Genomic DNA, 23,968 nt, shown 5'->3' on the forward strand with positions numbered 1-23,968 from the left:
CTTATATTTTTTGGCCAAATTCTTCAAATTTCCTTTCATTTTGACGATGAATCATAATCGCAATCACAAGCGAAAAGATGAAATACTTTTTCCCTTTTTGATACTTAGATCATTTTCAAATAGTGGTCACTCTAACATAGTGACATAAAAAAAGACCGAGTGACTAGTCTCTACTGAAAGAGCACTCTTGTCCACGGTCTAAGCTTTGAAATAAATCGTATTTTAAGCTAAATCTTTTCCATTACTTTCAATGACTTTTTTATACCAGAAGAAAGAATCTTTTTTACTTCGATTGAATGTTCCATTTCCGAAATCATCACTATCAACATATACAAAGCCATAACGTTTTCCCATTTCACCGGTAGAAGCACTTGTTAAATCAATACATCCCCAAGGTGTATAACCCCATAAATCTACGCCATCTTCTACAGCTTCTTCCATACATTTGATGTGTTTTCTTAAATAATCAATACGATAGCTATCGTGAATGCTTCCATCTTCTTCTACCTTATCAAATGCTCCCAATCCATTTTCCACTACCATCAATGGAATTTGATAACGAGCATATAATTCATTTAAGGTATAGCGTAATCCATCAGGATCGATTTGCCAACCCCAATCACTTGCTTCTAAATATGGATTCTTTACTCCACCCATTAAATTACCTGAAGTTCCTTCATTGCTTGGATCATGAGAAACACAGTTAGACATATAGTAAGAGAAACTATAGAAATCAACAGTTCCTTCTTTTAATATTTGTTCATCACCTGGTTCCATTTTGATATGAATATCATTTTCTTCCCAATATCGTTTCGCAAAGTATGGATATTCTCCACGTACTTGTACATCACCACAATAGAAATTACTCATTTCTTTTAGCTTTTGACATTTTAATACATCTTGAGGATGACAAGTATAAGGATAATTTTGCATGTAGGCAATCATACAACCAATCTTGAAATCCGGATTAATTTCATGTCCCAATTTCACTGCTTTTGCGCTTGCGACAAATTGATGATGCAAGCCTTGGAAACGAAGTTGTGGAATGTCTACTTGTTTTGTGAAATCTCTTGTTCCTTCATTTAAAATTCCAAGGCTCATGAAATTTCCAAGTGGCATCGTACCACAATTGATTTCATTAAATGTTAACCAATATTTTACTTTATTTTGATAGCGTTTGAAAATAACTTCACAATATTTCACAAACAAATCAATGACTTCTCTACTTACCCAACCATCATAATGCTCTGTTAAATAAAATGGCATTTCATAATGAGAAATGGTAACCAATGGCTCAATACCATAGTGGAGTAACTCATCGAATACTTGATCGTAAAACTTTAAACCCTCTTCATTTGGTTCTTCTTCAATTCCTTTTGGGAAAATTCTAGTCCATGCGATAGACATACGAAATGTTTTGAATCCCATTTCTGCCATTAACGCAATATCTTCTTTATAATGATGATAAAAATCACTTGCGACATGATTTGGATAATATAATCCTTCTTCTAATGTTTTGGTAATCTGTCTAGGTGTTGTATGAGTTCCATTACTCATCATATCTGCGCCACTTGGGCCTTTTCCACCTTCATTCCATCCGCCTTCAAACTGGTTAGCGGCTGTTGCACCACCCCATAAAAAACCTTCTTTAAATGCCATAACAATGTCCTCCTTGTTGTTTTCGACATTATTGTAACACCGGTATTTTTCCATGTGTGTTCAAAACCATGAAAACTTCGTACATAGCATATCTAAAAGCAGAAATATGGCACTATTTTGTTAAAAAGCCTATCATGCCATTCGCAATCAATCCCTGTGCCATCTTGAAAAAATCAGCATCGCTCATCTCTTCTTTACTTCGATACCATTTTGACATCAATCCGATCATTGCACTGTAAGCATATTCCAACAAATAATCTTCATATTCTGTATTTTGAGGAACATTCCAAAACTTTATCAACATGGTACGAATGCTTTCTCTGAATTTATTTTTAAACTTGGAATTACCATTCTTATCTAACAAAGTAAAAATTTTTTCTCCGTGTTCCTTAAAAATAGGAATGCTGATGGCATATAATATATCACTGTCTCTTGATATTTCTTGAAATTGTTCATTATTTAAAATTCCTTGGATTTCTTTATGTACGATCGTCATCAACTCTTCTTCAATTGTTTCCAAAACTTCATAAACATCACGAAAATAATGATAAAAGGTGGCCCTGTTATTCCCGGTTATCCTTGTGATTTCGGATACGGTAATTTTATCAATTGTTTTCTCTTTATAAATGCTCCAAAATGCATCTATGATATTTTGTCTTGTCCTTGCTGTTAACTCAGGTTGTTTGTTCATATCGCCTACTCCTTCATTTAAAAAAAACGCCTCATTCATTAAGCGACAAATCACATAACATTGTTGCTTGATGAAATGATCATATTTCCTTATAATCGTATCATACAACGTGTTGTTGTATAATACAAGCGTGGATTAAGCACTTGTATATAAAAGAGGAGTGATACAAAATGTCAGTAATAGAAATCGATCATCTAGTGAAAGACTATGGACATGGCAGAGGCGTATTTGATGTATCCGCACATGTAGATAAGGGAGAATGCTATGGATTTCTAGGACCTAATGGAGCTGGAAAAAGTACAACCATTCGACATTTAATGGGATTTTCTAAACCTCAAAGCGGAACAACTGTCATAAATGGATTAGATAGTTGGAAACACTCGGCTAACCTACAGCGAAAAATAGGCTATTTACCGGGTGAAATTGCGTTCCCAACAGGGATGAGTGGTACTGAATTCTTAGATATGCAAATGAAAATGAGAGGATTGAGCGATAAACACTATCTTAATTCCTTGATGAAAACATTTGAATTAGATCCTAATATCGGTTTGAAACAGATGAGTTTAGGAACAAAGCGAAAATTAGCTGTCGTTACAGCTTTTTTACACGATCCTGATATACTCATTTTAGATGAGCCGACCTCTGGTCTGGATCCAATCATGCAAGAAATCTTTATTGAGTATATTTTACAGGAGAAAAAGCGAGGAAAAACCATTTTTCTTTCTTCCCATATTTTTCATGAAGTAGATGCATTATGCGATCGTATTGCGATCATACGTGATGGTGAAATCGTTTCAGAATTTGATCCTGAAGTACTAAAAAAAGAAAGTGATAAAATTTATCGGGTTGCTTTTAACGATGAACAACAATGGAAGGAATTCACTTCTCACCCATATCATTTTACTTCTATAAACAAATATAAGCTTCGGGCAAGAATACAGCTAAAAAACAGTGAAATCACTTCTTTTTTTGAAGATATCTCACACTTCCATGTGGTTGATTTTACTGAATTCCCTTTTTCCTTAGAGGATTATTTTATGCAGTTTTATCATGAAGATAAAGTATTTGAGGGGGTGAAATAATGAGTGACATCGTTATCAAAACAAATGGTTTAACAAAAGACTATGGTAAGGGTCGTGGCATATTCGATATTGATATCGAAGTACACAAGGGTGAAGTGTTTGGTTTTGTCGGAACCAATGGTTCCGGTAAGACAACTACCATTCGTAATATGATGGGATTTATTCATCCCGATAAAGGTACTTCTACAGTGAGTCAATTAGATTCTTGGACTCAATCCGCTGATATTATGAAAAAGGTCAGTTATGTACCAGGAGAAATCGCCTTTCCTGCGTTAAAAACAGGAACAGAATTCTTAAAGACACAAGCGCAATACCTTGGCGTTACAGATTTCACTTATATGAATCATGTGATTGAACTTTTACAGCTAGACCCTAGCGCAAATCTAAAAAGAATGTCCAAAGGTATGAAACAAAAGACCGCCATTGTTGCGGCTTTGATGGGTGAAAAAGAGATTTTAGTATTGGATGAGCCTACTACCGGATTAGATCCATTGATGCGTGAAGCTTTTCTAAATCTCATAAGAGAAGAAAAACAAAAAGGTCACACCATCTTTATGTCTAGTCATATTTTCGAAGAGATTGAAGCAGTGTGTGATCGTGTAGCAATGATCAAGGATGGACACATCATCGATACTATTTCGTTATATGATTTAAGGCATCCTACGATCAAAAATTTTGTCATAGAATTTCAAGATATAGCCGATATGCAAGAATTTAAAAACCAATCTGATTTCTTGATAGAACCGATTCATGATACCAGTTGTTCACTTCAATGTAATGTTGCGCAACTAGATGATTTATTTCGATCATTAAAACGATATCAAATCATAAATTTTCAAGAAATTCGCCGCTCTTTGCAACAGCAATTTATGAGCACATATAAGGAGGGACTCATTCAAAATGGAAAATAATAAGAAAACGGCACGATTCTTCTCAAAGCCTTTGATGAAACAAACCATCAAATCCAATTGGGTATTGTGTGTTGCTATTTTACTTGTCATGGTTCTTCTTGGAAATGTTATGAACTATGCCATGAGTATGATGACAACCGATAAATCAGATGTTGATGTCACTGAATATCAAGAAAGCTTTTACTCTTATCTAGGAGCACTTGCGACCTATGATACCATGACACAACAAGACTTATCTTATGATGATTTTGTGAAAGGTGAACGTAAAGAAGCTTATGACACTGCATTTAACATGTTGAATGCACAAACAGATATGAACCTTTCCATTGATGGCTTTCAATCATCTATTGATGGATTATCTCAATCCGGTATCAGCTTAGATAAATATGTAAAACAATTTGAATATGCTTATGCTTTACAACAATCAAAAGGTGTATTTGACAAACAGGAATTAACTACTTCCGAAATGTTAACGACCACTTTGGATATGATGGGTGTTTCCTCAGATATGGTAGAGAAAATGAGTGAAATGGATCCTGCCTCTATGATGAATCAAATGTATTATACCGCAATGGGATTACTTCCTATCTTTATTCTTATCGTTATATTATCAAATTCTTTAATCGCAGATCAAGTTGATCGAGGATCTATGGCTTACGTATTATCTACACCAACGAAACGTTCTGCAGTCGCAATCACCCAAATGGTATTTATGATCGTTGTTCCATTTATTATCATTTCCATCGTTTGCGCTACTCGAATCACTACTTCCTTCTTATTTTATGATGAAGTTAATGTAGCGGGAATGCTTGCATTATTTGGTGGTATGTACATTTTAGTAGAAGCAGTCTGTGGCTTATGCTACATGGGTAGCTGTCTATTCTCACAAAGCAAGAAAGCAATGGCATTTGGTGGAGGTCTTGCAGTTTGGTTCTTCTTAGCTTCTATGATTGGCTTATTCGGATCTGAAAACATGGTCAATACAGGTATGGGTGTTTCAGAATTAAGCATCTTCAACAAATTAACATTGGTTGGATTATATGATGTAAATTCTTTATCCACCATTGGTACAGCTAGTATCGATTACACCTTTGTTTGGAAACTATTCGCCTTAATTGCGATTGCAATCGGATGTTATGCAATTGGCGCTATCAGATTTTCTAAGAAAGATTTACCACTTTAAATTCTACATGTTATGCTAGAATCCCCCTGAAACAAACAACGACAGTGAAACCCGTTGTTTATCAAAAGGGGGATTTTTCTGTTACATTCTAACATTTTTTTCATTTCTTTGATGATTGCTCATACATAGAGAATTCTATCTAATCATCAATATCAAACCTGTTTTCTTAAACAATTAAGATGTTTTATATCACATATCATCTAAGGATATAGTTATATTTTCCGTTTTTCATCCGATATCTAAAGCATCCCTCCTTCCTATCATAACCAGACAACGATCTATGGCATCCTACTCATCTTTATCCTATGATTCTCTTGTGAAATCGGTTTCATAGAGAAATGGCGAAATTCGATTCCATAAAATTGATAAAATTTCCATGAGCGGATATGATGGTGGTGTTGAAAGGAAGGGATAACATGAATTATCAACAAACAGCAAAAAACATTTTATCGGCTTGCGGAGGTACTGAAAATGTCATATCCAGTACCCATTGTGCTACTCGTCTACGTTTAGAATTGAAAGATCAGACAAAAGTAAACACACAAGCAATCCAACAAATCAAAGAAGTAAAAGGACATATGGTGACGGGTGGTCAAAACCAATTTATTATTGGCGCAGGAGAAGTCACTGAAGTTTATCAAGCCTTTGCCAATCTCACAAATGGAAAAGATACTACACAGGAAATAGACAATATCAAGCAATCTTATCGTAAACAAAATCCATTATCAGCTTTAATCAAAACAATCTCTGATATTTTTGTTCCTATCATTCCTATCGTCATCAGTGGTGGTCTATTGATGTGTATCACTGCTTTTATGACTACACCAGGCTTTGTTTCTGCGGATAAATCCATTGTTCAGCTTTATCCGGGATTAGAAGGCGTTATATCCTTTTTAGGAATGCTAAGTGGTATTCCATTTACCTATCTACCGGTCATGATCGGTTTCACAACAGCAAAGCGATTTGGAGGAACTCCACTTCTAGGTGCTGCCTTGGGATTGTTCATGGTTAACAGCAGTTTAATCAATCCAGCAGCAACTTCTGGTGTTGATATTCCCACATGGAACATGTTTGGCTTACAGGTACAGCAGATTGGCTATCATTCCACGGTATTACCAATTCTAGTCTCAGGTTTCATTCTTTCCAAAATAGAAGTATTCAGTAAGAAAAGAGTAAAAAATGTATTAAATCTATATGTTCCTTTCTTCTCACTGGTGGTTACTTCCTTCATTACGTTCTTATTCATAGGACCTATTCTAAGAGATGTAGGATATATGCTGACGGATGCTTTGATCTGGTTATATCAAACAACAGGTATCTTTGGTGGTATCATCATGGGACTATTGTATGCCCCAATGGTTATCACTGGCATGCATCATTCCTTTATTCCTATTGAAACTCAACTAATTGCTGATATTGCAGTTACAGGAGGTACCTTTATTCTTCCTATTGCTGCCATGAGCAATGTTGCTTTGGGAGCATCCTCACTGGCTATCGCTCACATCATGAGAAAAGACAAAGCTATGAAATCGGAAGCAATATCTGCTGGTGTCACCTCCATTATTGGTGTCAGCGAACCTGCATTATTCGGAATCAATCTAAAGTATAAATATGCCTTCGTTGCTGCGTTATGCGGTTCAGCAACCGGGTCCGCTTTTTTCGCTGCCATCCAACTGAAAGCAATTTCCATGGGAGCTGGTGGTCTACTAGGATATCTATGTTATCGTCCTCAAGATTTATTAATGTATACAGCCGGTATCTTGATTTCCATCAGTGTTTCTTTCATATTGACCCATGTATTCCAAAAGCTAATAGATAAAAAGGAAAGTAAATTCAAATGAATACCTATCAAGAAGATATCTACACATATCGAGCCAGTAAAGAACGATTAAACCATGATGTTATCTTAGCAGAGAAACGAAGTTGCCTTTACAAGCGCTGTTCTATTCCTACCAGCTATGGATATATGGATATGGATCTCTATTATCCAACCACCACAAACAAGACTCAATTTCCCGTTTATTTTAATCTGCATGGTGGTGGTTTTGTGTTAGGATATCCGCAGCAGGATGGTGAGGGATGCAGATTCTTAAGTGATCATGCTGACTGCATTGTTGTCAATGTGGATTATTTCCTAGCTCCTGAAAACAAATTTCCAATCCCTGTACTGTCATTGTATGAAGCACTATATTCTCTCTTAAACCATGCCTCTGAATATCACATGGATCCTAATCATATCGCAATCGGTGGACACAGTGCCGGTGGCAACCTCGCTTCCGGAGTCATTCAAAAAGCCTCACAAGAAAACAAGCTTCAATTTAGTGGGTTGATCATGGATTATTCTCCTACGGATCTCACATTATCCTGTCAGCAGAAAAAATTGAAAACAATTGATAATCGTATGATACAATACATGAATTGGTATTTTCAATCAGAAAATGACAGAACCCATCCATTTGCTTCACCTCTCTATAGTGATTTCACAGCATTTCCAAAATGTCTCATATTATCTGCGCAACTAGATCCGCTTCGTTATGAAGAAGAAACTTTTACTCGCAAATTAAAGGAAAACAATATTGATGTCACCTACACTTGCTACAAAGATTGTAAACATGGCTTCACTCATAAGCTATTTGAATATCATGAGGAACAAGCAGATCGTGCATGGAAGCAAATGTCCTCTTTCTTGCAAGATTGTTTTTACTGAAAAGAAAACAAAGAAATTTGTTTTCTTTTCTTTAGGATGAATGATAAAATGAGAAAAAGAGGTGTACAAAATGAAAAACAAAATAACGATCCAAGATATCGCAGATCGATGCAAGGTATCAAAAGCATGTGTTTCAAGATACCTAAACAATGGGTATGTTTCGCAGGAAAAAGGCGAACTGATACAGAAAGTAATCGAAGAAACCGGGTTTGAACAAAATTTCTTCGCAAAACGATTAAAACAAAGTCAAAGCCACCTCATTGGTTTAACATTCTCACGTTTAGATTCTGTCACTGTTGGAAGAACCGTAGAAGGTATGATGGAGATTTTGGAAGAACATGGATATCAAATGCTGATTATGGTATCTCGCTTAAGTGAAAAAAGAGAATTAGAACAACTGCAAAGACTGGCACATCAAGGGGTGGATGGTATCGTCATGGGATGCATGGGCATCAAACAAAGCCACGTTAATATGGTTGCATCGCTTTCCATACCGGTATTATTCAGTGGACAACGTAATCCCAAAGTTCCTTATATTAAGCTAAATGATTATAAGGCAGGAAGAATGTGTGCTGATTACTTATACGATATGGGACATCGAGATATCTTATTTCTTGGTGTATCAGAAAATGATCTTGCAGTTGGTATTGAGCGAAAAACCGGGTTTTTCGATGCCTTTAAAAGCAAACAAGAAAAAGTAAGATTGTCTTATTTTGAAACTGATTTTCAATTTAAACACATTCTCACGAAGCTGAAAGATATTCATATTTCCACACATACTGCTATCGTAGGCGCAACAGATAAAATAGCAATTGCAGCCATGAGATATCTATTACATAAGGGATATCAAATTCCTGATGACATATCCATCATGGGAATTGGAGGATACGATATTGGAGAAGTATACGTTCCCTCCCTCACTACGATTTCTTTTGATGATTTTGAAATGGGTCGTGTATTGGGATCCACAATATTAGCACTGATAAGAAAAGAAAGCATCAACGAAAAAGCCGGAGATCTTGTCTCCCTAACCTTAATGGAACGAGAAAGTGTCAAACGCTTAAACATTGTAGATGTATAATAAGAGAATAGAGATCGCACCCTAAACGCCAAACCTATCACATGGAGAGACCACAGAGTTTCATGTTGTACAACCATTAATTCTTCACAAAACTCTGAAATCCATACCAAAAATTTTTCTGCTTATTTCCTATTCTTCTTCAAATAACAAACATAATAAGAAATCGATAAATTCAGAAAGAAAATCTGTAAAAAAAATATACCTATACTTGAAATGCTGGATCATTTCGCCAATCAAAAGCATCCCTCAAAGCTCAGATATCATTGGCTTGGATGCTGCATAATATCCACATGTTATCCCAATTCCAAGATCTACAAACAAGGAAAGAATCATAGAAAATCTCTCTGCTTTTGAAGTAACTTTAACTCATGAAGAATTCATGGCATTGGAAAATGCATTGTGGAAATATAAGATTTATGGGCAAAGAAAAGAATTAAAATTTTGACCATTGATATAAGAAATAAAACTATAGATATGCTTATAAATTCCAAAAATGCCGATCGAATTACCCCAAAAATACAGATCAAATCGCCCCAAAAACACCGAACAAGATTGTATCATCTCTTAAATTCTATTATACTAACAAAAGTGAACCTGATCTATTAATGATCATAACAAATGGTAACATGACATACACAAGAGAAGATGGTGTAAAAATCATCCCCATCAGATGTTTGAAAAACTAATCAAAAAAGGAATACCTAAACACATACAGGTATTCCTTTTCTTTCATCTTATTCTAACTCTTCGCCATTGCTCTGAATGACTTTTTGATACCAATAGAAGCTATCTTTTCTACTTCTATTATATGTACCTTTCCCTTCATCATCTACATCAACATAGATGAAGCCATAACGTTTCTTCATTTCACCCGTTCCGGCAGATACGATATCGATACAGCCCCATGGGGTATAACCCATCAAATCTACTCCATCAATTTCTACAGCTTTCTTCATTTCTTTGATATGCTCTCTTAGATAATCAATACGGTATGGATCATGAATACTTCCATCTTCTTCCACCTTATCGTATGTACCCAAGCCATTTTCTACGATCATTAAAGGTATTTGATAACGATCATAGAATAGATTCAAGGAATGACGAAGACCTTTTGGATCGATAGACCATCCCCATGGTGTTGTTGGCAAATAAGGATTTGTATATCCTGTATTCATGGATCCACAATCAATTGCCATTGCTTTTGTTTCCTTACCGCAAACAAGAGTGAAATAATAACTATATGATAAGAAGTCTACCTTACCCTTCATTAGCAATTCATCATCGCCTTCCTGTTTTGGAAGAACGATGCCCTTTCTTTCAAACTCTTTTAATTTATATGCCGGATAATATCCACGACATTGTACATCCGGATAAAATAACATCGTTTTCATGAAATCTTCGTTTGCCTGTACATCATCAGGATCACAGCTATTCGGATAAGAGAACATGCCTCCATACATCATTCCAACCTTATTGTTCGGATCAATTTCATGAGCCATTTGCACAACCGTAGCACTTGCTAAAAATTGATGATAAGCAGCAGTCATTCTTGTCTGCTCATCTGCATCATTTGGTACTCCACCGGCCATCCAAGGCATCATAGACATACAATTGATTTCATTGAATGTCAACCAATAAGTAACTTTTCCTTTATAACGATTGAAAATAGTTTTACAATATTTCACATAAAAATCAATCACTTTTCGGTTGGTCCAAGAACCATATTTCTGTAAACCTAATGGTGTTTCATAATGAGAAATCGTTACCAAAGGTTCGATTCCATGTTTATGACATTCATCAAAAACCTCATCATAATGCTTTAATCCGGCTTCGTTGGGTTCTTCATCATCACCATTTGGAAAAATTCTAGCCCAGTTAATGGACATACGATACGTCTTAAATCCCATTTCACCAAACAACGCAATATCTTCTTTAAAATGCCCATAGTGATCGATTGCAGTATGACTTGGATAATTTTTTCCTTCTAATACGCCATCTGTAATCTCTCTTGGCGTGTGTGCGTCTCCAGCAGTCATGACATCGGCAGTGTTAACGCCTTTACCATCACTATCCCATGCACCTTCACATTGATTGGCAGCAGTAGCACCGCCCCATAAAAACCCTTTTGGAAAACTCATAAGTATAACCTCCTTTTTCTATTTGTTTCTTTTATTCTAATATTTCTCCATTAGATTCGATAACGTTCTTATACCAGTAGAATGAGTCTTTTCTACTTCTATTTAATGTACCTGATCCATCATTATTCTTATCTACATAAATAAAACCATAACGTTTTTTCATTTCTCCGGTTCCGGCAGATATCAAATCAATACAACCCCATGGTGTATAACCCATCAAAGGAATACCATCTTCCTCTACAGCTTTTTCCATTTCAATGATATGAGTTCTTAAATAATCAATACGATAGTCATCATGAACACTTCCATCAGCTTCTTTTACATCAAAGTTACCCATTCCATTCTCTACAATAAACAAAGGTAATTGATAACGATCATATAACATATTCAAAGAATAACGAAGTCCTACTGGATCAATTGGCATATGCCATGGTGTTTCAATTAAATAGTCATTTTTTGCACTATCGATTGCACTTCCTACCATATTCATTCCGATTTGTTTGGTTCTTGAGGAACAAAGTGTCATATAATACGAATATCCGATAAAATCCACTTTTCCTTTATATAGAAGTTCTTCATCTTCTGCTTCCATCTGAATATGTATATCATTCTTTTTCCAGAATGCCTTTGCTTTCGCATCATAATAACCACGACACATAATATCACTGAAATAAAGTTGTTTATCCATATCCTTTTCACAAGCCATTACATCTTCTGGATGGCATGTATGTGGATAAGAGAACATACCTGCATACATCATCCCTACTTTAACATCAGGATAATGTGTATGTGCGTAGGTTACTGCTTTTGCACTGGCAACAAATTGATGATGTGCAGATTGATATACATCTTGTAATGTAGGATCTTTTAAACCAATAGAAATCATCGGTAATAAAATAGCACAGTTGATTTCATTGAATGTCATCCAATATTTTACTTTGGTATGATAACGATCCAGAATCACCTTGGCATAGTTTTCAAAGAATGTTACAACGTTACGATTTTTCCATCCACCATATGTTTTTACTAAATGAAGTGGCATTTCATAATGTGACATAGTAACAACAGGTTCGATTCCATATCGTAATAATTCGTCAAATACCCTGTCATAAAATTGTAATCCTTCTTCGTTTGGTTTGGTATCATCACCGTTTGGAAAGATTCTTGTCCATGCAATCGACATACGATAGCATTTGAATCCCATTTCCGCAAATAATGCAATATCTTCTTGATAGTGGTGATAGAAATCAATCGCTTCATGGCTTGGATAATAGACATCATCCTTGATTTCATCCATGTAGATACGTGCCTTATCTACCTCTCCGGCAGTCGCAACATCTGCGGTACTAGGTCCTTTTCCACCCTCATTCCAACCACCTTCACATTGGTTGGCAGCGGTAGCACCACCCCATAAAAATCCTTTTGGAAAACTCATATGAATTCCTCTTTTCTATTCTGCTTCATCTTTATACATAAACAAGGTTAATACAAAAGTAATGATCAAACCGGCAATCACACCAGCTGCCATCCAAATTAGATTTGATGTTCCTCCAGGTAAATAAATTGGGAATGCAAAGATACCGGCGCTACCTGTAATCGCATAAGCTACCGCTTTACCTAAACCGGCAATACATCCACCGGCAAAACTACCGATCATTGAAGCATATAGCGGTGTTTTATATTTCAGATTGACACCATACATTGCAGGTTCTGTAACTCCACCAAGGAAGGCAGTAATCGCACAACCTGATGCTAATGATTTAACATTTGTCTTTTTAGATTTTACCGCAACAGCAGCAGAAGCAGCAGCTTGATCTAAATTGGAAATGATCATACCTGTCAATACGATTGGTTCCCAACCGATGGTTGCGAAAGAGTTCAACATATAAGGCATCAAAGAAGAATGCATTCCTGTCATAACAAGAAGTGGACATAATCCAGCAAAAATAGCGACACCTAAGAAACCTGTAGAGTTATATAACCAAATAATTGCTTCAGAAATATAAGTACCTAGGAAAGAGCCAATAGGTCCTAATACACATAATGCAAGGGGAATCATCACGATCAATGTCAATAATGGTTCTGTGATTGAACGAACAGCATCTGGTGAAATTTTCGCAAAGAACTTTTCAATCGGTGCCATTACCCATACAGTTAATAATGCAGGGAAAATCGTGCTTGTGTAAGATGCAGAATAAATAGGAAGACCCGCAACATTCAAAGCAGTTCCTTCTGTAATAGCAGCGACAAAATTAGGATGAATAAACATTGCGCCAATTAACATACCAAGACTCATATTTGCGCCAAACTTTTTCGCAGCCGTAGCACCTACGAAAACCGGTAGGAAATAGAATCCGGCATCACCAACAAAGCTTAATACCAAATAAGTAGAAGAAGTTTCCGTGATAATACCAGTCATTTCTAATACTAATACAATAATTTTGATAAATCCGGCACCAATCAAACATGGAATTAATGGTGTAATACAACCGGCAATGGCATCAAATACAGCTCCGATACTGAATTTCTTTTTCCCTCCATCAAGATTTTCATTCACAGCATCCTGTTGTGCCAATCCTGTTTTCTTACAGATCAGATTGTAAGCATCTCCGACAGCTTGTCCGATAATGATCTGAAGTTGATCACCAGACCACTGACATCCCATAACGCCCTCAACCTTTTCAATTTCTTCTTTCTTTACTGCACTTTTATCTTTCACATTAAAACGTAAGCGAGTAATACAGTGAGTAAAAAATGTGATGTTGTCTTTGCCACCGACCAAGTCAATGACACTGTTTGCTAAATCTTCATATCTTTCTTTCTTTGCCATAAATAAGCTCTCCTTTTCTTATCTGTTCTATATGCAAACAACATATCTCGTACGCTGATATCTTGTTTTTGCTAAAATAAAACCTCAACACAAAAGCACGCAAATATCCTGTGCTCTTATGTTGAGGTAATGCCCAAATTAATGGTTACAATCCTCTCTACTACATAAGCGATTGATATGTAACATCAGATACAACAGCTCTTCTTCACTGGGATCCCAGTTTAAAGCTGATATCAGATATTTTTTGATATGAACAACGCAATCATAGGTTTTATGATAAGCATTTTTCATAGAGTCATACATTTTCTTGTTCTCACTTGTAATCTCAGTATCATTTTCTCTTCTTTTTAAAAGATACTGTAAATGTGAGACAAATCTTGAATAATTGAATCCATCACGATCTATTTTTAATGAGAAATCCTTTTCTATGATCTTTGTTAAGTCATTTATAATGGTTTTCTCATCCACTTCACTACCTTCGCTTCTCTGTATTGTTTCCGCATTGATGAAATGCATGGCAATACTCACTGCTTCATCCTTAGATAAATGCGTATCCATTTCTTTATTGATAAGCTTAATTGCCCACTCACCAACATACATTTCAGCTTCATATAAATGTCTAATATCATAACTAAATGGCATTTTGATATCCATGTTTTTACGATAACGTTCTATCGCAAAATTGATATGGTCTGCCAATGTAAATACAATATTAGCATTGATTTCGTTCTTGATTTTCGTTTTCGCAAGATCAACGATCTTCGCACTAAGCACAAATACACTTTCAGGTATTTCATTAAACAAATGGAGATAATCCGGCTTGATACCATAATAGGTACGCCATATCAAACTAAGATCCTTTAACTCATAGGGTATTTTGGGAAAACCAATTCCTTTGCCAAAAGCTACTAGTTCATGACCATCGTTATCAACACATACAGCCACATTGTTATTGATTTTCTTAATGACTTTCATGAACGTCTTTCTCCCTTCTAATCAAATGAAATAACTTTATCCTCCCCCATTATAACATGATTTCCAGATGCAGACACAACCATTTTGTACTCAGATGAATTCGTAATTACCATAGGTGTCGTCAATGTCATATCATGTGCTTTCATAAATGTCATATCAATTTCAATTAATGCGGTACCCTTTGAAACCTTATCACCGGCTGATACAAGAGCCTTAAAGCCTTCACCATTTAAATTAACGGTATCTAATCCAATATGAATTAAAATTTCAGCGCCATTCGCTGCGGTAATACCTACTGCATGAAGCGTATTCGCTAACATTGCGATGGTTCCATCACATGGTGCACAGATAAATTGAGATTCAGGTTCAAAGGCAATGCCATCTCCCATCATTTTTTGAGCAAACACTTGATCTGGAACTTGATTTAAAGCCACCGTAGTTCCTGTTACAGGCGCATATAATTCTATCGTTTTCTTTTGTTTCTTTGTCCAAAACATAGTAATTCCATCCTTTCCACAAATAAAAAACTCTTCGGGTTCTTACACAAAAACAGCATTTTCATCTGTTTTAGGTAATGCCTCCCGAAGAGTAACAAGCCTAATTTCTTATTTGCACATTTATCTTAGCACCGCATGAAAGCGTTGTCAATACATTTTTTTAAATTTCTTGACTATGATTTTGGCAGATATTTTATGTCTAATCAAATAAGCTTTTATGTTATTATCATTTCTAAACTCATGAAATAGCTTATTTTTCATCAATATCAATCAATTCATATGCTTGTGAACCGACTCCGATTTCTGAAGCTGCATCTACCGTATGTTTTCCATTTCTTGATTCAATTCGCTCAATCAAATCCTTTTTACCTTCATCTTCACTTTGATATACTAGATCTAAACATGCTTGATCTAATGCCACAGGATCTAAAGATGCCAATATACCAATATCTTGAATTTTAGGATCCTCCGCTTTCGCACAACAATCACAATCAACTGACATATTTTTCATCACATTGATAAATACCATCTCACCTTTGAAATATTCCAAAATTGATTTTGATGCATCTGCCATTGATTCTAAAAAAGCATCATGATCAGCTGTCCACATTTCTTCCGGCTTACCTGCCCCATGAATATAAGCTTTTCCATGACTAGATGCAATCCCAATAGAAATGTTTTTCAAAGCTCCTCCAAAACCACCCATCGGATGCCCTTTAAAATGAGATAACACCAACATGGCATCATACTTTGTCAAATGAGATCCAACATAGTTTTTATCAATTTGTTTACCACCAGAAACAGTTAATTCTAAATCCCCATCTTCATCTAAAATATCAACGGGAGCGATTTCACTCCATCCATGTACTTCCATGGTTTTCCAATGTTTATCAGTGGTATTACGTTCTCCATCATATGCAGTATTGCTTTCCACAATCGTTCCTTTCACATGATCTATCATTGGTTTCATAAACTCCGGACGTAAAAAATTCTGATTACCTACTTCTCCTGAATGTAATTTTACTGCGATTTTACCAGTTAGCTTTTTTCCTATCACCTCATACAATTGAACCATAGCTTCTGGTGTTATGGTCTTTGTAAAATATACTTTTGCTTTTTCCATGATATCTACCTCTCTTCAAAAAAATTATAGACCTTAGAGTTCACTTTAAGTCAAGAACTTTTTTATCTTTTCTTGTATATTTCCATAACATAAGTTTTACTTATTAATCTCATAAGAAAGTTAAATTGTTGATAAATAAAGGATTCTATATAATAACAACGGATATGAGGAGGATAAATGATATGAATGATTTTCAATTTCAAAACAAGACAAAAGTATATTTTGGCAAAAACCAATTGAATCACCTACATGAAGAAGTTCTAAAATACGGTGATAAGGTTTTGATTGCTTGTGGGGGGAAATTTATAAAAAATGCTCCATTATATCAAAATGTTATTGATGAATTAGAATCTAATGGTATACAGGTTTTTGAGTTAGGATCCATTGAGCCTAATCCAAGACATACTACTGTCAATTGCGGTGTTTCAATATGTAAAGAACATGGCATTCAAACAATCATAGCTATCGGTGGTGGTTCTGCCATTGATTGTTGTAAAGCAATTGCCGCAACAACCTTATCAAAGACTGATAACATCTGGGATTTGATCGAAGGTAAAGTTACATGGGATAAAGCTTTGCCTGTGATTGCGATACCAACCATTGCATCTACTGGAAGTGAGATGGACAAATCATGTGTGATTGCCAATGTCGAGTTAGGAATCAAAAGCGGAATCAATGGTGAAGCAATTCGTCCTAAAGCTGCTTTTCTGGATCCAACAAATACATTTACGGTTCCTGCTAGACAAACAGCTTGTGGTGGTTTTGATATTATGGCTCATTTCTTAGATATGAATTATTTTGTCAATGCTGAGAAATATCCTTTACAATTTAACGTTGTGGAAACCTTACTCAAAACAGTTCGCATGCATTTACCTATTGCGATTCAGGAACCTGAAAATTATGAAGCAAGAGCAACATTACTTTGGGCAGCAAGTTGGGCATTGAATAGTTTTTGTACTTCAGGATTTAAGATACAGCCTTCCTTACATGCTTTAGAACAATTCTCATCAACATTAGATTTAACCCATGGATTAGGTTTAGCAATTTTAACACCTAAGTGGATGACCTATCTATTAGATCAAGATGCTAGTGTTGTGGATGATTTCGCAAGATTTGCGGGTCATGTAATGGGAGTCATGGATACAGAAGATCACTTAACTGTTGCTAGACTAGGCATCGAAGCTTTACAGATATTTTTAAGTGAAGAACTTGGATTACCTACACATTTATCTGAACTGGGCATCGATGTTTTACCAATGGATGAGATGGTAGAAAAAGCAACACAAGGTGCTGAATCCTTGCCATATGCTTATCGTGTTTTGACAAAGAAAGATTGTGAAAATATTTATCAGATGTGTTTATAAGCTACATAAAAGAGCATTACTTTCAGTTAAATTAGTCAGGAGGAAACTTATGAAAAAAAGACAAATTGGTAAAACAAATATGTATATCAATCCAGTAGGATTAGGCTGTATGGGTTTTTCTCATGCTTATGGAGTGGCAATGAATAAAGAACAAGCTATTCATATCATGAAAGAGGCGCATAGATTTGGTTATGACTTTTATGATACTGCTGAATGTTATACTGGTGAGAATGCAGATGGCAGTATATCTTATAATGAAGAATTGGTCGGTGAAGCAATCAAAGATTTTAGAAATGAGATTGTGATTGCAACTAAATTTGGAGTTAAGCATAAAGGAGATCATTTAGAATTTGACAGTTCACCTGCTACTATCTATTCATCAATTGAGGGAAGTTTAAAAAAATTAAATATAGATTGTATAGATTTATACTATCAACATCGAATCGATCCTAATGTAGAACCTGAGGTAGTAGCATCAGTGATGAAAGAATTGATCAAAGAAGGAAAAATTAAGGCATGGGGAATATCTGAAACTAATGAAGATTATTTGAGAAGAGCACATGCAATTTGCCCTGTAAGTGCCATACAAAATCGATATTCCATGGTTGCAAGATGGCATGAAAACCTATTTGACGTATGTGAGGAATTAGGAATCACTTATGTTGCTTTTTCACCTATGGCAAATGGCTTGTTAAGTGGTCAATTTACAAATGAAACAAAATTCCCAGAGGGAGATTTTAGAAATAAAATGCCTCAATATCAAGAAAAAGGATATAAAAAAGCTCAGATTTTATTAGATTTATTAAAAAAACTAGCTGAGAAGAAGCATGCTTCAATGGCTCAGGTTTCTCTTGCTTGGATGATGAGTAAGAAAGAGTTTATTGTACCAATTCCAGGTAGTCGTGATCTTTCTCGTTTGAAAGAAAATTTTGCTGCTGGAAATATAGAATTAACGCAACAAGAAGTAAACAATATAGACAAACGATTAAGAACACTTGATTTTGATGTTTTTGGTGGTCATTAAGAAAAATTCAAAGAACATTATGTTTTACAAGTAACAAAGAAAGATAAGGTGAATAAAATGAAAGTAAGTAATCATTTGCATGAAGACAAATCATTATGGTCGTATGAGATACAAAATGAGATAGCGAAATCAAAAATAGAGCACAAAAGCAAGAAATGTTTTAAAATAGAAAATTTAAAGAATTCACTATCGGATTTACTTCAAACATTGATTCAAACCAAATATCATGAAGATGCAAAAGAATGGGTATCTACACTAACTCTAGAACAAGTAGAAGAAGCCATATTACATATTTTATCCTGTGGTTCTTGGGAAGAATTAAAAACACATATCAATAACTAAAAAATATATGATAATTTATTTTTTCTATTGATGTTGATATAAACGAATGTAAAATGTAAAAGACTAAAATTGTTTATTTTATCAATACTCTTCTTCCATATCCTTTTGTCTAATAACCCTCTGTAAGCGAAATTGATGATGATCGTATTCGTATACGAATATACAACAATTTCCAAAACCTTTTTTTAATTCTTCCATAGGGTCTTGAATCCCTCGCAAAAAATTAAAACATGCGCCACTATGAGATACCGCCAATACACAATGATGATCTTCTTGTTCCATGATATTACTTAATGTTTCCATCATTCGATCTTTCACAGTATTCGAAGATTCTCCATGAAATTGTAGATAATATGTTTCACACTCCTTTGGAGTTTCACAATTTAATCGCTCGCTTTCTCCTTCCAACTCCCCATAAAACATTTCCTTTAATCCTTTTTTCTTTTCATATGGCATATCTACGACCAATTCCAAGGTATCGCAACATCGTTCACTGGTAGAAGCATAAGCATGATCAAATACGATATGTTGGCGCTTAAAATATGCCCCTGCTTTTTTTGCTTGTTGAATCCCCTGTTGCGTTAAAGGTGAATCACACCATCCTTGAATACGTTTCTGAACATTGAACATGGTTTCGCCATGTCGCATGAGATATAATGTTTTCATGATTTATTTCCTTTTAGAAGTAAGGATTCTCCCGGTGCCAATATTCTAATACGCTCTGGATGATCTATCCTTTCAAAAAGATCATTAGGATTACCATTAAATGGTGACATATCAGGTGCATCTACACATCCCCAATGAATACAAAGCAATTCACTATCTGGGTAAGTATTTGCCAATTTTACTGCGCCATCTAAAGTAATATGCCAATCGTTATCTGAAAAATCAAATAAAATAACATCAGGTTGCGGCATCTTCAAATGTTCATCTAATAAACGAGAATCTCCTGGCATCCAAATCGTTCCATCCTTTGTTTCTATATAATAACCGCAATAGTCTTCTTCTTTCCAAACACGATATTGGTATTTTTCAATTTCACTTTGCCAATTATGTTTTGCTAAAGTCATCTTGATCTTAACATCATGGATATTAAATTCATCATGGATATCATGCCCAATTCCTGCAATACCTTTTTTACGCATTTCTTTCGCAACATATTGTGGCGCATGAAAACTAACACATTTTGGCATGAGATCAAGACAAGTCATAACACTAAAATGATCATTATCGATATGCGTAATCAAAACTGCATCTAATGAGGTTACTTCTTCTGGAAGGATGGGCATATCTATCATTAGTGGCATATCAAAACCTTCTAATAAAGGATCGATCATCAAGATGGTGCCTCTGCTATTTATCATAGCACCACCATTTCCCAGCCAACGTATTTCCGTATGTGTGATACGATCAAATGCATGTGAGTCTATTCGCTTTGTTGTAGGCGCAACTGCTTGTCCCTTTTCATTGATTTTTATCATATCATTCATTTCCTTTCTTAGTCCAACTCATATATCAAATAATCAAGACAATCTAAACATTTTTGTTTCTCATGCAAATCATTTAAAACAATATCTCGTTGTGTTCGTAACATTTGTTTACGTTCTTCTTTGGTCGTATCTCCTTGTTGTTTCAGACATAAATAATGTTGTATCACTTTCGGTAGCATTCCTACTTTATCCAAAGATAAGATGGTACTAAGCTTTTCAATATCTTTTTCCTCATATTCACAACAGCCATCACAAGTCTTGGTATCCTCAAACAAACCTGCTTCTTCGAATTTTTTTAGTTTATCTAAAGGTACTTGAAATCTTTGATTGATCTCATCTTGTTTCATGTTACTCCTCCTTATGTTCATTTCAATATCATTGTATCGCCTGATTATTACATTGTCTAATACCATTTTTCTATCTTGCTATATGCTGAAAAAGCATGAAGTTCTTATTCAGAAAAAAAGAACCAGTACTTATCAACTGGCCCTTTCCTATTAGGAAGCTTGTTTTTGAAAATGATGAAATGCTCCGATCAGATTTGCGTCGTTATGAAAATGACAAGGTACGATTTCAAGATGCGGCAATGTTAAAGGAAGAGAAGCATAGAATGTATTCATAGCATCCATGATGCCTTTGATAAATACAGGATTGGCAGATACACCACCGCCAATGCATAAGCGTTGTGGATCTAATAAAATCTGTAAATTAAATAGCTGAATGCTTAAATCTTTACAATAGTTATGAAAGATCTCACATGCAATCGGATCCCCTTGTTCGATCCAACCAAATACTGTTTTCCCATCCTGTATGCTTACCTGCTTTTGATCACATATCCTTTTTAAAAGTGCCGGTATGCTTCCTTGATTTCCCCACATGGCATCTCTACCATATGTCTTTATATCTTTGGTCAACCAACCACTGACTTCACCACTGAATAAATGTGCTCCTTTATATAAATCACCATTTAACACAAAGGATCCACCAATACCGGTTCCGAAGGTCAATACCATTCCTTGATCAATACCTTGAAGATTTCCTTTCCATACTTCTGCCAAGGTTGCACAACGAGCATCATTTTCTAATTCAACTCTTGTATGACATATACCTTCTAATAATTCTTTACCATTGGTTTGATTAAGATATTGTAAAGAACCCCCTTGATAAATCATTCCACTTTTGATTTCTATCGTACCAGGCAGTGAAATTGCCAAACCTTCTTTTGGTTGAGGATAGGATTCCCATATCTGTTTGATAACTTCCACGAAATGTTCCTTATGATCTCTTGGTGTGGGGATTTGATTCAGTGATAGTATCTCACCGGTATCATCCATCAATGCATGTTTGATGAATGTACCACCGATATCTAATACCACGATCATAGAGTTTCCTCTTCTATCTTCATCCCTAGATTTTCTCCATTTGTGGCGATAACCTGTTGATACCAGTAGAAGCTATCTTTTCTTTTACGTTCGTTTGTGCCAATGCCATTATTGTCACGATCCACGTATATAAAACCATAACGTTTTTTCATTTCCCCAGTTCCTGCAGATACACAATCAATACATCCCCAAGGTGTATAACCTATTAGATCAATACCATCTTCTTTTACTGATTGCTTCATTGCTTCAATATGCGCTTTTAGATAAGCAATTCTATAGGTGTCATGTATCTTACCATCTTCCATAACCTGATCATCATAACCTAATCCGTTTTCTACAATAAATAAAGGCTTTTCATATCGGGTATATAAAACGTTCATCAAGAAACGTAACCCATCCGGATCAATTTGCCATCCCCATTCATTTGCTTTTAGGTAAGGATTTTTTAACCCACTTACGATATTTCCGCCACTGCTTTCTCCACCTTCCTCATGGGAAACGACACTGGAAGAGTAATAAGAAAAGCCAATATAATCAACAATACCTTCCTTTAAGATCTGATCGTCTTCTTTCTCTTTTTGAATCTTTACGTGAAAATATGAAGGATAGCTTCCTCTTACATGTACATCTGTGAAGAACAGTGTGCCATCTCGTAAATATTCTTGAGCAGCAAGTACATCTAATGGATGGGATGTTTTAGGATATCCTACTGTTGTCATGACCATACAGCCAATTTGATTCGTTGGATCGATCTCTTTACCAAGTTTTACTGCCATAGCACTCGCTATAAATTGATGATGTAATGCTTGATAAGATACTAATTTACGATCTTCTCCTTCTTTTAAAATAACACCTGCAATTGATGGGATATGAATGGTACTATTGATTTCGTTGAAAGTCATCCAATAAGTAACGATCCCTTTGTAACGTTCAAATAGCGTTTTCGCATATTTTACATAAAAATCAATCAGTTTACGGTTTCTCCATCCACCATATCTTTCTACTAAATGAAGTGGCATCTCATAATGTGATATGGTAACGATTGGTTGTATTCCTTTATTTCTTAAGGTCGTAAATAAGCGATCATAAAATTGTAATCCTGCTTCATTTGGTGTGTCTTCATCACCTTTGGGATAAATTCGACTCCATGCAATGGAAGTGCGAAGTGCTTTAAAACCCATTTCTTTGAATAAATCTGTATCCTCTTCATATCGATGATAAAAATCTATTGCTTCATGATTGGGATAATAAGCATCTGGCTCTATGGTTCTTGTGATTCTTCGAGGATGGTCCTTATCTCCTGCGGTAATGATATCCATAATGGATAATCCCTTTCCATCCTCCAGATATGCTCCTTCACATTGGTTGGCCGCAATAGCTCCACCCCATAAAAAATTTTCTTTTAACATAAGTACCTACTTTCTGTTTTTTTTGAAACAATATTCATTGGTATTTGGCTCTTGATATTATATATACAAACCTTTTAACA

General features: G+C 35.4%; 22 protein-coding genes. 9 read left to right on the forward strand and 13 right to left on the reverse strand.

Annotation, left to right across the window (positions count from 1 at the left end):
- Positions 1–222 precede the first annotated feature (222 nt).
- Both UGRO018_RS14470 and UGRO018_RS14475 read right to left on the reverse strand, forming a co-directional pair.
- Positions 223–1,659 carry a glycoside hydrolase family 1 protein gene (locus tag UGRO018_RS14470; protein WP_416327206.1) on the reverse strand — a complete coding sequence of 479 codons (1,437 nt, stop codon included), beginning with the start codon at positions 1,657–1,659 and terminating at the stop codon, positions 223–225.
- 112 nt (positions 1,660–1,771) lie between these two features.
- Positions 1,772–2,350: a TetR/AcrR family transcriptional regulator gene (locus UGRO018_RS14475; protein WP_416327207.1), complete on the reverse strand. Its 579-nt coding sequence runs from the start codon at positions 2,348–2,350 to the stop codon at positions 1,772–1,774.
- Between the two features lie 170 nt (positions 2,351–2,520).
- Here UGRO018_RS14475 and UGRO018_RS14480 point away from each other — a divergent pair, with 170 nt between their 5' ends.
- The 6 genes from UGRO018_RS14480 to UGRO018_RS14505 all read left to right on the forward strand — a co-directional run bounded on the left by UGRO018_RS14480 (position 2,521) and on the right by UGRO018_RS14505 (position 9,314).
- Positions 2,521–3,432, forward strand: a complete 912-nt coding sequence (locus tag UGRO018_RS14480; protein ID WP_416327208.1) for an ABC transporter ATP-binding protein — start codon at positions 2,521–2,523, stop codon at positions 3,430–3,432.
- A complete protein-coding gene (locus UGRO018_RS14485) occupies positions 3,432–4,343 on the forward strand; it encodes an ABC transporter ATP-binding protein (protein WP_416327209.1) in 912 nt (303 codons plus the stop codon). Before UGRO018_RS14480 ends, UGRO018_RS14485 begins: the two co-directional genes overlap by 1 nt.
- Entirely contained in the window at positions 4,333–5,526 is a 1,194-nt protein-coding gene (locus tag UGRO018_RS14490) for an ABC transporter permease subunit (RefSeq protein WP_416327210.1), read from the forward strand. The genes UGRO018_RS14485 and UGRO018_RS14490 overlap by 11 nt, the downstream gene beginning before the upstream one ends.
- A 416-nt stretch (positions 5,527–5,942) precedes the next feature.
- A complete protein-coding gene (locus tag UGRO018_RS14495; protein WP_416327211.1) occupies positions 5,943–7,367 on the forward strand; it encodes a PTS transporter subunit EIIC in 1,425 nt (474 codons plus the stop codon).
- The gene (locus UGRO018_RS14500) at positions 7,364–8,233 is read left to right on the forward strand and encodes an alpha/beta hydrolase (RefSeq protein ID WP_416327212.1); all 870 of its coding nucleotides are present in this window, start codon (positions 7,364–7,366) and stop codon (positions 8,231–8,233) included. The genes UGRO018_RS14495 and UGRO018_RS14500 overlap by 4 nt, the downstream gene beginning before the upstream one ends.
- A gap of 70 nt (positions 8,234–8,303) precedes the next feature.
- Complete coding sequence (locus UGRO018_RS14505; RefSeq protein WP_416327213.1) at positions 8,304–9,314, forward strand: LacI family DNA-binding transcriptional regulator; 1,011 nt, start codon at positions 8,304–8,306, stop codon at positions 9,312–9,314.
- Between the two features lie 734 nt (positions 9,315–10,048).
- Here UGRO018_RS14505 and UGRO018_RS14510 read toward each other — a convergent pair.
- The 6 genes from UGRO018_RS14510 to UGRO018_RS14535 form a co-directional block, all read right to left on the reverse strand.
- Positions 10,049–11,452, reverse strand: coding sequence for a glycoside hydrolase family 1 protein (locus UGRO018_RS14510; RefSeq protein ID WP_416327214.1), 1,404 nt, complete (start codon positions 11,450–11,452; stop codon positions 10,049–10,051).
- Positions 11,453–11,483: 31 nt separating this feature from the next.
- Positions 11,484–12,887 carry a 6-phospho-beta-glucosidase gene (locus UGRO018_RS14515; RefSeq protein WP_416327215.1) on the reverse strand — a complete coding sequence of 468 codons (1,404 nt, stop codon included), beginning with the start codon at positions 12,885–12,887 and terminating at the stop codon, positions 11,484–11,486.
- Between the two features lie 15 nt (positions 12,888–12,902).
- On the reverse strand, positions 12,903–14,282 hold the full coding sequence (locus UGRO018_RS14520; protein ID WP_416327216.1) for a PTS transporter subunit EIIC: 1,380 nt from the start codon (positions 14,280–14,282) through the stop codon (positions 12,903–12,905).
- Positions 14,283–14,420: 138 nt separating this feature from the next.
- The gene (locus tag UGRO018_RS14525) at positions 14,421–15,257 is read right to left on the reverse strand and encodes a PRD domain-containing protein (protein WP_416327217.1); all 837 of its coding nucleotides are present in this window, start codon (positions 15,255–15,257) and stop codon (positions 14,421–14,423) included.
- 17 nt (positions 15,258–15,274) lie between these two features.
- Entirely contained in the window at positions 15,275–15,754 is a 480-nt protein-coding gene (locus UGRO018_RS14530; RefSeq protein ID WP_416327218.1) for a PTS sugar transporter subunit IIA, read from the reverse strand.
- A 250-nt stretch (positions 15,755–16,004) separates the two neighbouring features.
- On the reverse strand, positions 16,005–16,877 hold the full coding sequence (locus tag UGRO018_RS14535) for a DUF362 domain-containing protein (protein WP_416327219.1): 873 nt from the start codon (positions 16,875–16,877) through the stop codon (positions 16,005–16,007).
- 182 nt (positions 16,878–17,059) lie between these two features.
- On the opposite strand from UGRO018_RS14535, the gene UGRO018_RS14540 reads away from it, so the two are divergent.
- Genes UGRO018_RS14540 through UGRO018_RS14550 form a run of 3 tightly spaced genes read left to right on the forward strand, consistent with a single transcriptional unit; the run spans position 17,060 to position 19,607 of the window.
- Positions 17,060–18,241, forward strand: a complete 1,182-nt coding sequence (locus UGRO018_RS14540) for an iron-containing alcohol dehydrogenase (protein WP_416327220.1) — start codon at positions 17,060–17,062, stop codon at positions 18,239–18,241.
- 49 nt (positions 18,242–18,290) lie between these two features.
- Positions 18,291–19,265, forward strand: coding sequence for an aldo/keto reductase (locus UGRO018_RS14545; RefSeq protein WP_416327221.1), 975 nt, complete (start codon positions 18,291–18,293; stop codon positions 19,263–19,265).
- Positions 19,266–19,322: 57 nt separating this feature from the next.
- Complete coding sequence (locus tag UGRO018_RS14550; RefSeq protein ID WP_416327222.1) at positions 19,323–19,607, forward strand: hypothetical protein; 285 nt, start codon at positions 19,323–19,325, stop codon at positions 19,605–19,607.
- Positions 19,608–19,688: 81 nt separating this feature from the next.
- On the opposite strand, the gene UGRO018_RS14555 is transcribed toward UGRO018_RS14550, so the two are convergent.
- The 5 genes from UGRO018_RS14555 to UGRO018_RS14575 form a co-directional block, all read right to left on the reverse strand.
- On the reverse strand, positions 19,689–20,276 hold the full coding sequence (locus UGRO018_RS14555) for a histidine phosphatase family protein (RefSeq protein ID WP_416327234.1): 588 nt from the start codon (positions 20,274–20,276) through the stop codon (positions 19,689–19,691).
- The gene (locus UGRO018_RS14560; protein WP_416327223.1) at positions 20,270–21,088 is read right to left on the reverse strand and encodes an MBL fold metallo-hydrolase; all 819 of its coding nucleotides are present in this window, start codon (positions 21,086–21,088) and stop codon (positions 20,270–20,272) included. The genes UGRO018_RS14555 and UGRO018_RS14560 overlap by 7 nt, the downstream gene beginning before the upstream one ends.
- 17 nt (positions 21,089–21,105) lie before the next feature.
- Positions 21,106–21,444, reverse strand: a complete 339-nt coding sequence (locus UGRO018_RS14565; protein ID WP_416327224.1) for a MerR family transcriptional regulator — start codon at positions 21,442–21,444, stop codon at positions 21,106–21,108.
- 150 nt (positions 21,445–21,594) lie between these two features.
- Entirely contained in the window at positions 21,595–22,479 is an 885-nt protein-coding gene (locus tag UGRO018_RS14570; protein WP_416327225.1) for an ROK family protein, read from the reverse strand.
- A complete protein-coding gene (locus tag UGRO018_RS14575) occupies positions 22,476–23,888 on the reverse strand; it encodes a 6-phospho-beta-glucosidase (protein ID WP_416327226.1) in 1,413 nt (470 codons plus the stop codon). The genes UGRO018_RS14570 and UGRO018_RS14575 overlap by 4 nt, the downstream gene beginning before the upstream one ends.
- Between the last annotated feature and the right edge of the window lie 80 nt (positions 23,889–23,968).

The sequence above is a fragment of the Hoskinsella mucinilytica genome, assembly GCF_045223415.1.
Classification (GTDB): Bacteria; Bacillota_I; Bacilli_A; order Erysipelotrichales; family Erysipelotrichaceae; genus Hoskinsella; species Hoskinsella mucinilytica.